At 48.8% G+C, this 13,474-nt stretch carries 12 protein-coding genes and 1 other annotated feature; all 12 genes read left to right on the forward strand.

Features of this window, described 5'->3' with window-relative positions:
• Positions 1–9: 9 nt before the first annotated feature.
• A complete protein-coding gene (gene secE, locus KJS69_RS26905; protein WP_213586943.1) occupies positions 10–222 on the forward strand; it encodes a preprotein translocase subunit SecE in 213 nt (70 codons plus the stop codon).
• A gap of 17 nt (positions 223–239) precedes the next feature.
• Positions 240–773, forward strand: a complete 534-nt coding sequence (gene nusG / locus KJS69_RS26910) for a transcription termination/antitermination protein NusG (RefSeq protein ID WP_213586945.1) — start codon at positions 240–242, stop codon at positions 771–773.
• Between the two features lie 137 nt (positions 774–910).
• A complete protein-coding gene (rplK, locus tag KJS69_RS26915) occupies positions 911–1,336 on the forward strand; it encodes a 50S ribosomal protein L11 (protein ID WP_144936482.1) in 426 nt (141 codons plus the stop codon).
• Positions 1,337–1,435: 99 nt separating this feature from the next.
• A complete protein-coding gene (gene rplA, locus KJS69_RS26920; protein WP_213586947.1) occupies positions 1,436–2,128 on the forward strand; it encodes a 50S ribosomal protein L1 in 693 nt (230 codons plus the stop codon).
• Positions 2,129–2,174: 46 nt separating this feature from the next.
• Positions 2,175–2,327, forward strand: a sequence feature (ribosomal protein L10 leader region).
• Between the two features lie 38 nt (positions 2,328–2,365).
• Complete coding sequence (rplJ, locus tag KJS69_RS26925) at positions 2,366–2,875, forward strand: 50S ribosomal protein L10 (RefSeq protein ID WP_213586949.1); 510 nt, start codon at positions 2,366–2,368, stop codon at positions 2,873–2,875.
• 57 nt (positions 2,876–2,932) lie between these two features.
• On the forward strand, positions 2,933–3,295 hold the full coding sequence (rplL, locus tag KJS69_RS26930; RefSeq protein WP_213586951.1) for a 50S ribosomal protein L7/L12: 363 nt from the start codon (positions 2,933–2,935) through the stop codon (positions 3,293–3,295).
• Positions 3,296–3,558: 263 nt separating this feature from the next.
• Positions 3,559–4,158 carry a class I SAM-dependent methyltransferase gene (locus KJS69_RS26935; RefSeq protein ID WP_213586953.1) on the forward strand — a complete coding sequence of 200 codons (600 nt, stop codon included), beginning with the start codon at positions 3,559–3,561 and terminating at the stop codon, positions 4,156–4,158.
• Between the two features lie 541 nt (positions 4,159–4,699).
• Entirely contained in the window at positions 4,700–8,236 is a 3,537-nt protein-coding gene (gene rpoB / locus KJS69_RS26940) for a DNA-directed RNA polymerase subunit beta (protein WP_213587052.1), read from the forward strand.
• 71 nt (positions 8,237–8,307) lie between these two features.
• Entirely contained in the window at positions 8,308–11,964 is a 3,657-nt protein-coding gene (gene rpoC, locus KJS69_RS26945) for a DNA-directed RNA polymerase subunit beta' (protein WP_213586955.1), read from the forward strand.
• 126 nt (positions 11,965–12,090) lie between these two features.
• Positions 12,091–12,345, forward strand: a complete 255-nt coding sequence (locus KJS69_RS26950) for a ribosomal L7Ae/L30e/S12e/Gadd45 family protein (protein WP_213586957.1) — start codon at positions 12,091–12,093, stop codon at positions 12,343–12,345.
• Positions 12,346–12,500: 155 nt separating this feature from the next.
• Positions 12,501–12,920 (forward strand): 30S ribosomal protein S12, encoded by a 420-nt coding sequence (rpsL, locus tag KJS69_RS26955; RefSeq protein ID WP_213586959.1) that lies wholly within the window; start codon positions 12,501–12,503, stop codon positions 12,918–12,920.
• Between the two features lie 49 nt (positions 12,921–12,969).
• Positions 12,970–13,440: a 30S ribosomal protein S7 gene (gene rpsG / locus KJS69_RS26960; RefSeq protein ID WP_213586960.1), complete on the forward strand. Its 471-nt coding sequence runs from the start codon at positions 12,970–12,972 to the stop codon at positions 13,438–13,440.
• Positions 13,441–13,474: the final 34 nt, after the last annotated feature.

Genomic DNA, 13,474 nt, shown 5'->3' on the forward strand with positions numbered 1-13,474 from the left:
GGTGCGATAGTGGCTTTTCTAGGTAAAATGAAGCGAGGTTTCGGCTCCACCTTCTCTTTCTTTTCGGATAGCTGGGCTGAGCTGAAGAAAGTCAAGTGGCCCAATCGTAAAGAAATGGTGAGCTACACGATTGTGGTGTTGGTAACCGTTATTTTCGTAACCATTTACTTTACTATTCTTGACCTTGGGATTTCCAATTTAGTCCGTCTGATAACGGGATAGGGACCGGGGTGACCTTTATGGAAAAAAGATGGTACGTCGTTCATACTTATTCTGGGTATGAGAATAAGGTTAAGGCTAATTTGGAGAAGCGCGTTGAATCGATGAACATGTTGGACAAAATATTCCGCGTGCTTGTTCCGATGGAAGAGGAAATAGTCAATAAAGATGGCAAGAAAAAAACCGTCATGCGCAAAGTGTATCCGGGTTATGTACTCGTAGAGATGATTCAAACCGATGATTCTTGGTATGTTGTTCGCAATACTCCGGGAGTAACGGGCTTTGTCGGATCGACGGGTTCAGGCTCCAAGCCGATTCCATTGCTGCCGGAAGAGGTAGACGCTATTCTGAAGCATATGGGAATGGAAGAGCCTAAGCCGAAGATCGACTTTGACTTGAAGGAGACGGTTCGTGTAAAAGTGGGTCCTTTTGCTGATTTTGTAGGATCCGTAGAGGAGATTTTGCCGGACAAAAGCAAGTTAAAGGTGCATGTGAACATGTTTGGAAGAGAAACCCCTCTGGAGCTCGACTTCCATCAGGTAGAGAAACTGTAGTAGAGAATCCGGATTGTCGGATGATTCTGTCTTTTTCTCATATGGTTTCTGCCCAGGTCTATTCGAACGGGATAGGCCTTCAATAGTGGGAGGGTAACATCCCGTTAAACCACACTACGTGCAAGGAGGTGTCTCACATGGCTAAAAAGGTAATTAAAGTCGTTAAGCTGCAGATTCCGGCAGGAAAAGCTAATCCGGCTCCGCCAGTAGGTCCGGCTCTGGGTCAAGCGGGTGTCAATATTATGGCTTTCTGTAAGGAGTTCAACGCACGTACGGCCGATCAGGCTGGATTGGTTATTCCGGTGGAACTGTCGGTTTTTGAAGACCGTTCTTTCACGTTCGTAACCAAAACTCCTCCGGCAGCTGTATTGCTGCGTGTAGCTGCAGGTATCGAAAAAGGCTCCGGCGAGCCTAACAAGGTTAAAGTAGCGACCGTTAAACGCGATAAAGTTCGTGAAATCGCCGAGTCCAAAATGGCTGACCTGAATGCTGCTTCCGTTGAAGCCGCTATGCGTATGGTGGAAGGAACGGCTCGCAGCATGGGAATCAAGATTGAAGATTAATAGGCTTCCCGGAATAATCGATCTGAATATAGATCGCGGTTATATGCCGTATATCAGTGGGAGGATTATCCGTTAATACCACGAAGGAGGAATAGCAAAGTGCCTAAACATGGTAAGAAATATGCAGAGGCAGTGAAGTTGGTTGACGCCGACGCTCTGTACGAGCCTGCGGAAGCCATTTCTCTTGTGAAGAAGATGGCCACTGCCAAATTTGATGAGACAGTAGAAGTTGCCGTGCGCTTGGGTGTGGATCCCAAGAAACAGGATCAAGCGGTCCGCGGTGTCGTTGTAATGCCGCACGGGACAGGTAAAACCAAACGTGTATTGGTTTTTGCCAAAGGAGAAAAAGCAAAAGAAGCCGAGAATGCCGGGGCTGATTTTGTAGGCGATCAAGACATGATTAACAAAGTCCAACAAGGTTGGTTCGACTTTGATGTCTGTGTAGCTACTCCGGACATGATGAGCGAAGTAGGTAAACTGGGACGCTTACTCGGGGGAAAAGGACTTATGCCTAACCCGAAAGCAGGAACCGTAACCTTCGACGTGGCGAAAGCGGTCGAGGAAATCAAAGCCGGTAAGATTGAATACCGTCTGGACAGAGCGGGACAAATTCATGCGCCCGTTGGAAAAGCTTCCTTCGACGAGCAAAAGCTGAACGAGAACTTCAAGGCTCTTATTGAAGCGCTGGTTAGAAGCAAGCCTGCTTCATCTAAAGGCGTTTACTTGAAGAGCGCGGCGATTTCGTCCACTATGGGGCCTAGCGTGAGATTGAACCTTCAATCCTTTAGATAAGCAGTTGACTTTGCTAAGTCATCTATGCTAATCTAAGTAAGGTTTTCTTAAATTGAATATGCTGCCGTAGACAGCAGGTGCTTACTCAAGCTTAATTTCCTGCCGAGGTTTATGATATAGTTCATTTCGTGCTATTGTTGCGGAATATCTCAGATCATCATGCCTTCGTACTGTCTGCGAAGGCTTTTCTATTTGCAGCGCTTTTTCCCAGCCACAAAGTATCAGGAGGTGTAACAGATGGGTAATGCAAAAGTACGTGAAGAGAAACAACAGCTGGTTACCGATGTCATTTCCAAGCTTCGCGAAAGCAGCTGTACGATTGTAGCAGACTATCGCGGTTTGAACGTGGCTCAAGTAACCGAGCTTCGTAAACAGCTGCGTGAGGCCGGCGTGGAATTCCAAGTCATCAAGAATACACTGGTTCGCCGTGCGACAGCAGAAGCTGAATTGACCGAGCTGGATTCCGCATTAACCGGACCGACCGCTATCGCGTTCAGTAAGGAAGATGTCGTTGCTCCTGCGAAGATTTTGTCGGAGTTTGCCAAGAAGAACGACAAGCTTAACCTGAAAGCCGGGATTGTTGAAGGTAAAGTGGTAGATCTCGAGCAAATCAAGGAACTGGCCGAGCTTCCTTCGAGAGAAGGCTTGCTGTCCATGTTGCTCAGCGTGCTTCAAGCGCCGGTACGCAATTTCGCGCTTGCGGTTAAAGCTGTATCGGAGAAGCAGGAGAGCGGAGCAGAAGCTTAAGTTATTTTCGATTGAAATGATCAAGACAAGATATTTTAATATATTGGAGGTTTAACCATGAGCAAAGAGCAAATTTTAGAAGCCATTAAAGGCATGACCGTTTTGGAACTGAATGATCTGGTTAAAGCAATTGAAGAAGAATTCGGCGTAACGGCTGCTGCTCCTGTAGCAGTTGTAGGCGGCGGCGCTGCTGCTGAAGCGGAAGAGCAAAGCGAATTCGACGTAATCCTGAACAGCCCAGGCGGTTCCAAAATCAACGTTATTAAAGTCGTTCGCGAAATCACCGGTCTGGGTCTGAAAGAAGCTAAAGACCTGGTTGATAACGCACCGAAACCGATCAAAGAAAAAGTATCCAAAGAGGATGCTGAAGCTATCAAAGCTAAGCTTGAAGAAGCTGGAGCATCGGTTGAAGTAAAATAATGAGGCTTGTCGGACCCTTTGAAGTTGTCTTCAAAGGGTCTTTTCTTACCACATCAGTAATTTGAGTTTACTAAAGTTTAAAGTGAACCACTTTCTGATTGGCATGAAAAGCTACCGCCAGAAGGGGTCTCCGAAAAGTAACCGGAATCTGCTTCGGAGACTTGTTTCACTTTTTGGGGATTAGGATGGATTCGACAACGTCTTCGAAAAGGCTTAGATGGAAGCTTTCTTACCACGACTATTGCCGCAGGGAGGAAATGAGGATGACCGAACATTATTATTCGCCCCAACCGACCGTCGCACATCAGCTGCAGACGTTTCAGCAAAAGTTGCGAGGCAGGGAATTCAGCTTTGTAACCGATGCCGGAGTGTTCTCGAAGAAGGGGATCGATTTTGGAAGCCGTTTGCTTATCGAAACTGTAGAGGTCGCTAGAGAAGCCAAGGTGCTGGATGTGGGCTGCGGCTACGGACCGATTGGTTTGGCTATCGCGGCAGAGGTGGACAAGGGGACGGTTACCATGATCGATATTAACGAGCGTGCCGTTGAGTTAGCTCGTGAGAATGCAAGGCGCAATGGCTTGACTAATGTAAGAATCATGCAAAGTGATACGTTGGACAAAGTAGCCGGAGAAAGCTTTCATTGCATTTTGACGAACCCTCCCATACGCGCGGGTAAAGCGATCGTTCATCGAATTTTTGAGCAGGCTTTTGAGGCTCTGATGTCTTCCGGGCAGTTGTGGGTGGTTATTCAGAAGAAACAGGGGGCTCCATCCGCTCTTGCCAAGCTGGAGAGTCTGTTCTCAAAAGTGGATAAAATATCCAAAGATAAAGGATATTGGATTATTCGCTGCATAAAATCATAACAGTTTAGTTTTGCTCGTTGACTCTTCCTGTAGAATGTGATATTATTATAAAATGTCAGCATAAAATAGGCTTTATGTCTTTAGTTTAGTAAAATGTCAAGCCTTTTTTTCGGGAAGAGAGGTGCGAGGTTTTCTTATCCGCTGGACAAGAAAAACTAAAGTTTGACCGAATCTACCGTTTTGAAGATTATGGGATATTCACTAAGGGCATAATGAAATACAGAAGAACTGTTACTGGGCTTTTTTGGAAAAGTTCAAAAGGAAGGCTTCTCACGAAGCTTTTTCTAGTTTATACAGCCGAAGGGGCGGAAATTCATATTTCTGAAATCCTTTCGAAATTTCCTGATAACCGCTTCTCATGCGGCCGCTTTCTTTGAGGGGGGCTTCATTAGATGCTTTTTCGCTATATAAGAGACTAGACTTCATTCGCTCCATACCTGGCCGGTCTTATATAGCTTGGCTTGACGGGTTCGTTCTTTGGGTGAATGGCCGTTGATCCTGTTTGCAACATCATTAAAGTAGTCACGAGGGGTGAAGAATGTTGGCGGGTCATCTTGTTCAATATGGTCGACGCAATCGCAGGTCGTATGCACGTATTAATGAAGTGCTGGGTATTCCTAACCTGATTGAAATTCAACAAAAATCATATGAATGGTTTTTGGAGGAAGGCCTTCGGGAGATGTTTCAAGACATATCGCCAATTCAAGATTTCACAGGGAACTTGGTTCTGGAGTTTATCGACTATAGTTTGGGTGAACCCAAATATACGGTAGATGACGCCAAGGAGCGAGATGTCACTTATGCAGCTCCCCTTAGGGTTAAAGTCCGTTTGATCAACAAAGAAACGGGCGAGGTTAAGGAACAGGAAGTATTCATGGGGGATTTCCCTCTGATGACCGATACAGGCACTTTTATTATTAACGGGGCGGAACGGGTAATCGTCAGTCAGTTGGTTCGCTCCCCCAGTGTCTATTTTAGTACGAAAGTGGATAAGAACGGCAAGACAACCTATACGGCCACGGTTATTCCTAACCGGGGGGCCTGGTTAGAGCTGGAAACCGATGCCAAGGACATTATTTATGTGCGGATTGACAGGACTCGTAAAATTCCTGTCACCGTGCTGCTCAGAGCGCTTGGCTTTGGCACGGATGCCGAAATTCTGGATCTTCTCGGTGAAGACGAGTATGTCCGCAATACGCTGGACAAGGATAATACCGATTCGACCGAGAAGGCTCTGATCGAAATCTATGAAAGACTTCGTCCGGGCGAGCCTCCCACATTGGATAACGCCAAGAGTCTGCTCGTGGCCAGATTTTTTGATCCTAAAAGATATGATTTGGCTAACGTGGGCCGTTACAAAATTAACAAAAAGCTTCATATTAAAAACCGTTTGTTTAATCAGCGCTTGGCGGAAACGCTGTTTGATCCGGAAACCGGGGAAATCATTGCGGAAACCGGGCAAATGCTGGACCGTCGTCTTCTCGATCAGATTCTTCCCTACCTGGAAGAAGGCGTTAATCTGAAGGAGTTTGCGGTTAGCAGCGGAGTAACGGAATCGGACGAGATTCCACTGCAATGCATTGATGTATTCTCTCCCTATGAGGATGGCAAAGTCATTAAGGTCATTTCCAATGGGAATATCGATAAATTGGTCAAGCATATCACTCCTGCCGATATTATTTCGTCGATCAACTATTTTATTAACTTGCTCCACGGAATCGGCAATACGGATGATATAGATCATTTGGGCAACAGACGTCTCCGCTCTGTAGGTGAATTGCTGCAGAATCAATTCCGCATCGGATTGTCGCGGATGGAGCGTGTTGTTCGCGAAAGAATGTCTATTCAGGACGCCAACGTCATCACGCCGCAAGCGTTGATCAATATTCGCCCGGTTATTGCTTCCATCAAGGAGTTTTTCGGAAGCTCTCAGCTGTCCCAATTTATGGACCAGACCAATCCGCTCGCTGAGCTGACGCATAAGCGTCGTCTGTCCGCATTGGGGCCAGGCGGATTGACCAGGGAACGCGCTGGCTTGGATGTCCGGGACGTTCACCATTCCCACTATGGACGGATGTGTCCGATCGAGACACCAGAGGGCCCGAATATTGGGTTGATCAACTCGCTGTCCACGTTTGCCCGGATCAACGAATACGGCTTTATTGAAGCTCCGTATCGTTGGGTCGATCCCAAGACGGGAATCGTAACAGATAAAATCGCCTACTTGACGGCTGACGAGGAAGATAACTATGTCATCGCTCAGGCTAACGCTGAGCTGGCTCCGGACGGAACGTTCGCGAGCGAGAACGTCATTATTCGTTACAAGGATGACATACTTACCCTTCCGCGCGACCGTGTCGACTACATGGACGTTTCGCCCAAGCAGGTAGTTTCCGTGGCAACGGCTTTGATTCCGTTCCTTGAGAACGATGACTCAAACCGTGCGCTGATGGGATCTAACATGCAGCGGCAAGCCGTGCCACTGCTCGTTCCTAAATCTCCGCTTGTCGGGACCGGAATGGAGCATAAGGCGGCCAAAGATTCGGGAGTTTGCGTCGTTGCCAAGTATGACGGTGTTATTGAGAAAGCATCCGCTAATGAAATCTGGCTGCGTCGTCAGGAGACGATAGATGGCAAGAAAGTAAGTGGCGATCTGATTAAATACAAGCTGCACAAGTTTTTGCGCTCTAACCAGGGAACCTGCATCAACCAACGTCCGCTTGTTAAACGCGGGGAGTTTGTCAAGGTAGGGGATGTTCTCGCAGATGGACCATCCACTGAGCAGGGCGAATTGGCCTTGGGCCGCAACGTCGTCGTTGCCTTCATGACTTGGGAAGGCTATAACTACGAGGATGCTATTCTGCTGAGCGAGAAGCTGGTTAAAGAGGACGTTTATACCTCCATCCACATCGAGGAGTATGAATCCGAAGCCCGGGATACGAAGCTCGGACCGGAGGAAATTACTCGGGATATTCCTAACGTTGGAGAGGAAGCCCTGAAAAATCTGGATGAGCGCGGAATTATCCGGGTCGGTGCGGAAATCGGCGCCGGAGACATTCTGGTCGGTAAAGTCACCCCTAAAGGTGTTACCGAATTAACCGCTGAAGAACGTTTGCTGCACGCGATTTTTGGAGAGAAGGCCCGAGAGGTTAGGGACACCTCTCTGAGAGTGCCGCACGGGACCGATGGAATCGTTGTTGACGTTAAAGTCTTCACGCGCGAGAACGGTGACGAGCTGCCTCCTGGAGTTAACCAGCTGGTGCGCGTATATATCGCCCAGAAGCGGAAAATCTCCGAAGGGGACAAAATGGCCGGAAGACACGGGAACAAAGGGGTTGTCGCCCGTATTCTGCCGGAAGAGGATATGCCTTTCCTGCCGGATGGCACACCTGTGGAAGTTGTGCTTAATCCGCTTGGGGTTCCTTCCCGGATGAACATCGGTCAGGTTCTGGAGGTTCACCTTGGGATGGCCGCCAAGGCGCTTGGCATTCATACGGCGAGCCCTGTCTTCGATGGTGCGTCTGAGTATGACGTGTTCGACACGATGGAAGAAGCAGGCATGCAGCGCAACGGGAAGACTGTTCTGTACGACGGGCGGACGGGAGAGCAGTTCGAACGCGAAGTCACCGTTGGCGTCATGTACATGATTAAGCTGGCGCACATGGTTGATGACAAAATCCACGCCCGTTCCACTGGTCCTTATTCGCTTGTTACCCAGCAGCCGCTCGGTGGTAAAGCGCAGTTCGGCGGACAGCGCTTCGGGGAGATGGAGGTATGGGCCTTGGAAGCCTACGGTGCTGCCTATACTCTGCAGGAGATCCTCACGGTCAAGTCCGACGACGTCGTCGGCCGGGTGAAGACGTACGAGTCCATTGTCAAAGGGGAGAATGTTCCGGAGCCCGGAGTTCCTGAGTCGTTCAAGGTTCTCATTAAAGAACTGCAGAGTCTCGGGATGGACGTCAAGATTTTGACTGAGAACGAAGAAGAAATTGAAATGAAAGAAATAGATGATGAGGACGACGCTAACAACGACAAGCTGAACCTCAACCTGGAAGGCGCTGAACTGGGCGTAGAATAAGCCCGGTTCAGTACAGAACAGACGGAAGCGTGTTTTGAAGAGGAGAGTACATTTCTAAGGAGGGTTGCTCCTTGATCGACGTTAACAACTTTGAGTATATGAAGATCGGATTGGCATCGCCTGAGAAAATCCGTTCCTGGTCGCGCGGGGAAGTCAAGAAGCCGGAGACGATCAACTACAGAACGCTAAAGCCTGAGAAAGAAGGGCTGTTCTGTGAAAAAATCTTTGGTCCGACCAAAGACTGGGAGTGTCATTGCGGGAAGTACAAGCGAGTTCGCTACAAAGGAGTCGTCTGTGACCGATGCGGCGTAGAGGTAACTCGCCAGAAGGTTCGCCGCGAACGGATGGGTCATATCGAATTGGCCGCTCCGGTTTCTCATATTTGGTATTTCAAAGGTATTCCCAGCCGAATGGGGCTGGCTTTGGATATGTCTCCGCGTTCCCTGGAGGAAGTCATCTATTTTGCTTCCTATGTCGTAACGGATCCAGGCGATACGCCGTTGGAGAAGAAGCAGCTGCTTTCCGAGAAGGAATACCGCAGCTACCGTGAAAAATACGGGTATGCGTTCCAGGCCGGAATGGGTGCGGAAGCCATTAAAAGGCTGCTCCAGGACATAGACATTGACAAGGAGCTGGATTCTCTTAAAGAAGAGCTCAAAACCGCTCAAGGGCAGCGGAGAAACCGTGCGATCAAGCGTCTCGAAGTCATTGAGGCGTTCCGGAATTCCAAGAACCTGCCAGAGTGGATGGTTCTTGATGTCCTGCCGGTCATTCCTCCGGAGCTCCGCCCGATGGTCCAATTGGACGGGGGCCGCTTTGCCACCTCTGACCTTAACGATTTGTATCGTCGTGTCATTAACCGGAACAATCGGCTTAAGCGTTTGTTAGATCTCGGCGCGCCCGATATTATCGTGCAGAATGAGAAGCGGATGCTGCAGGAAGCTGTCGATGCGCTTATCGATAATGGCCGTCGCGGCCGTCCTGTGACCGGTCCCGGCAATCGTCCGTTGAAATCTCTAAGCCATATGCTTAAAGGTAAGCAGGGCCGTTTCCGTCAGAACCTTCTCGGTAAGCGGGTTGACTATTCCGGTCGTTCCGTTATCGTTGTCGGTCCGAGCCTGAAGATGTATCAGTGCGGGCTGCCTAAAGAAATGGCGTTGGAGCTGTTCAAGCCTTTTGTTATGAAAGAGTTGGTTAACAAAGGTTTGGCCCACAACATCAAGAGTGCCAAGCGGAAAGTAGAACGAAGCAGTGCGGAGGTATGGGACGTACTGGAGGAAGTGATTAAAGAGCATCCGGTATTGTTGAACCGTGCTCCTACGCTTCACAGACTCGGTATCCAGGCGTTCGAGCCGATTCTTGTCGAAGGACGCGCCATTAAGCTTCACCCTCTCGTTTGTACGGCCTATAATGCCGACTTTGACGGGGACCAGATGGCGGTGCACGTTCCTTTATCCGCAGAGGCTCAAGCGGAAGCCCGTCTATTGATGCTGGCATCGGGTAACATTCTTAACCCGAAAGACGGCAAACCGGTCGTTACTCCTTCCCAGGACATGGTTCTAGGAAGCTTCTATTTGACGATGTCTAACCGGGAAGCCAATGGAACAGGGATGATTCTCGGGTCCGTAAAGGAAGCGATCTCGCTTTACCAGCGAGGAATCGCAGCCTTGCACGCCGTAGTGGCTATACCGGCTAAGGCGCTTAACAAAACATCATTTACCGAGCGGCAGCAGAATGCCGTACTGATCACTACGATCGGGAAAATTATTTTTAACGAAATCTTCCCGAGCGATTTCCCATATATTAACGAAGCGTCCAAGTCCAACTTGTTGAATGGAATTTCCGATGAATATTTCGTGTTTGACAAAGGAGCGGACATCCGGGAGCGCATCATGCAGGCTCCGGAGAAGATCGCCATCGGCAAAGAGTATCTTGGTGCTATTATTGCCGAGTGCTTCCGCCGTTATCACACAACGGAAACCTCGGTGATTCTGGACAAAATCAAGAGCCTTGGATTCGTCTACTCGACTCGTGCAGGGATTACTATTGCCGTAGCTGACGTTACCGTTCCGAAGGAAAAGGATGAAATTATTAAAGCTTCGGAGGATAAGGTTCTTACCGTTACGAATCAATACCGCAGAGGTTTGATTACGGATGAAGAACGGTATGACCGCGTTATCGGTATATGGAGTAAAGCTAAAGACGAAATTACCGATATTCTGATGAAGTCGCTGGATAAATTCAACTCCATCAACATGATGGTTGAATCCAAGGCGCGGGGGAACAAATCCCAGATTACTCAGCTGGGCGGCATGCGTGGATTGATGGCGAACCCGTCCGGACGGATCATCGAGCTCCCTATCAAATCGAACTTCCGGGAAGGACTAACCGTTCTGGAGTACTTTATCTCCACACACGGTGCCCGTAAAGGACTATCCGACACAGCTCTGCGTACGGCGGACTCCGGTTACTTGACCCGTCGTCTCGTCGATGTGGCCCAGGATGTTATTGTTCGTGAAGAAGATTGCGGAACCGATAAAGGTCTCATGGTCAGCAAAATTCAAGACGGTAAAGAAGTCATCGAGGATCTGTACGATCGGATCGAAGGCCGATATTCGTTCGAGACTATCCGCCATCCCGAAACCGGTGAAGTGATCGTTGGCCGCAATGAGATGATCGATGCTTCCATTGCCGAGCAAATCGTTCACGCCGGTGTAGAAAGGGTTCAAATTCGCTCTGTGCTGAGCTGTCGGGCTCGTCATGGGGTTTGTAAAAAATGCTACGGACGCAACCTGGCCACGGGACAGTTCGTAGAAATCGGGGAAGCGGTCGGTATTATCGCCGCTCAATCGATTGGTGAGCCTGGAACGCAGCTGACGATGCGTACGTTCCATACCGGTGGAGTAGCCGGAGACGACATCACCCAAGGTTTGCCGCGTATTCAGGAGCTGTTTGAAGCGCGGAATCCTAAAGGACAGGCGATTATCACCGAAGTCGATGGTGTAATTAAAGATATTCGCGAAGCCAAGGACCGTCGGGAGATCGAGGTTCAAGGGGAAGCGGAGACGAAGATTTATTCCGTCACCTTCGGATCGCGTATTCGGGTATCCAAAGGTCAGCAGGTCGAAGCCGGGGATGAGCTGACAGACGGATCGATTGACCCTAAAGATATGCTGCGGATCAAGGGCATTCGCGGGGTTCAGAACTACATTCTGCAGGAAGTTCACCGCGTATATCGGAACCAGGGTGTTGAAATCAACGACAAGCATATCGAAGTTATGATTCGTCAGATGCTGCGCAAAATCCGAATCGTAGATTCTGGAGATACGACTCTGCTGCCGGGTTCATTCGTGGATATCCACGAATATGAGGCAGCTAACCGGGAGGCGCTGCTGAACGGGCTCGAGCCCGCCGTGGCCAAACCCGTACTGCTCGGGATTACGAAAGCGTCTCTGGAGACGGATTCGTTCTTGTCTGCGGCATCCTTCCAGGAGACGACCCGTGTTCTTACGGATGCGGCGATCAAAGGGAAGGTTGACCAACTGCTTGGACTTAAAGAGAACGTCATTATCGGTAAGCTGATTCCTGCCGGAACAGGAATGGCCCGATATCGGAATATCCGGGTAATGGATCCCAATGCTCCGGTCGAGGAATTCTCTTCCGGGGAAGACCCCGAGAGCAATATGGATCCGGAAACCGGCAGTGAAGTCGCCTTGAGTCAGAATTAACCATTTGTGTCAAGAAAGTTCATGAAAATACATGCATGAACTTTCTTGACACAGCTTTTTTGAAATGATACTATATCGGAGTGTGCCCAAATTGATCACCTGTGCTTTGGAGGATACGATTGAATCATGTCTTATGATAAAGTCAAGCAGGCAAATCACTTGAGCGTTGGCACCAAGCAGGTGACGAGGTTAGTGGAACTTGGCAAAGCGTCAGAGGTTTTTATTGCCAAAGATGCCGATCCTCGTATGACAACGAAAATGGTAAACCTCTGCAAAAAAATGGGGGTTAATGTAACTTACGTAGATTCTATGAAACAGCTTGGTAAAGCCTGTGGAATCGATGTAGGTGCTGCCATGGCTGCAGTGGTGAATGAAGGCTAAATATGTTTTTGTTAACGGGATGCACTATGAAGCGCCAGGATGTGGTTTCATACTGTACTTCTGTGGACAAAAACTTTCCTGTGCTTTTTTATGATTCACCTGGATCTGTGGGCTTGCTGCAAATAGTAGAAAGCTATGGGAAGGAGGTGCGATGAATGCCAACAATTAACCAATTAGTGCGTAAAGGCCGCAAGGCGAAAGTATATACTTCGAAATCTCCGGCGCTGCACAAAGGGTTTAACGCCTTGAAAAGGGAAGAAACCGATCTGAACGCTCCTCAAAAGCGTGGGGTTTGTACTCGTGTAGGTACGATGACACCGAAGAAACCTAACTCAGCTCTTCGTAAATACGCTCGTGTACGTTTAACCAACCGTGTTGAGGTGACAGCCTATATTCCGGGAATCGGACACAACCTTCAAGAGCACAGTGTGGTTCTAGTGCGCGGCGGCAGGGTTAAAGACTTGCCGGGGGTACGTTACCACATTGTTCGCGGAGCGTTGGATACAGCAGGTGTGAACAACCGGATGCAGGCTCGCTCCAAATATGGAACGAAGCGTCCTAAGGAGAAAAAATAATTCGGATATTTCGATATACGGATGAAGAATCGATGAAAGGGGGATAACTATGCCACGTAAAGGCCCTGTAACACGCAGAGATGTTTTGCCGGATCCGATTTACAACAGCAAGCTGGTTACTCGTTTGATCAACCGCATTATGATCGACGGTAAAAGAGGAACGGCTCAAAGAATTTTGTATGATGCCTTCAATTCGGTTCAGGAACGTACCGGGAAGGATGCTATGGAAGTATTTGAGCAAGCATTGAAGAACATCATGCCGGTGCTCGAGGTTAAAGCCCGCCGTGTCGGCGGTGCGAACTATCAAGTACCTATTGAAGTAAGACCCGAGCGTCGTTCTACTCTCGGTATGCGCTGGTTGGTGCACTATTCTCGTCTGCGCGGTGAGAAAACGATGCAAGAAAGACTGGCTGCTGAAATTATTGACGCTAGCAATAACACTGGAGCTTCCGTTAAAAAGCGTGAAGATACGCACAAGATGGCCGAAGCTAACAAAGCTTTTGCTCACTACCGCTGGTAGAATTTCAATTTATGCAGCACATTAGAAAGGAGAC

It is taken from the genome of Paenibacillus sp. J2TS4 (genome assembly GCF_018403245.1).
Taxonomy (GTDB): domain Bacteria; phylum Bacillota; class Bacilli; order Paenibacillales; family NBRC-103111; genus Paenibacillus_L.

Bases quoted from the DNA above. Each gene is read 5' to 3' on its own strand.
- KJS69_RS26935 (WP_213586953.1), top strand. From the start codon at position 3,559: ATGACCGAACATTATTATTCGCCCCAACCGACCGTCGCACATCAGCTG.
- rpsG (WP_213586960.1), top strand. From the start codon at position 12,970: ATGCCACGTAAAGGCCCTGTAACACGCAGAGATGTTTTGCCGGATCCG.
- rpsL (WP_213586959.1), top strand. From the start codon at position 12,501: ATGCCAACAATTAACCAATTAGTGCGTAAAGGCCGCAAGGCGAAAGTA.
- nusG (WP_213586945.1), top strand. From the start codon at position 240: ATGGAAAAAAGATGGTACGTCGTTCATACTTATTCTGGGTATGAGAAT.
- KJS69_RS26950 (WP_213586957.1), top strand. From the start codon at position 12,091: ATGTCTTATGATAAAGTCAAGCAGGCAAATCACTTGAGCGTTGGCACC.
- rplK (WP_144936482.1), top strand. From the start codon at position 911: ATGGCTAAAAAGGTAATTAAAGTCGTTAAGCTGCAGATTCCGGCAGGA.
- rplJ (WP_213586949.1), top strand. From the start codon at position 2,366: ATGGGTAATGCAAAAGTACGTGAAGAGAAACAACAGCTGGTTACCGAT.
- rplL (WP_213586951.1), top strand. From the start codon at position 2,933: ATGAGCAAAGAGCAAATTTTAGAAGCCATTAAAGGCATGACCGTTTTG.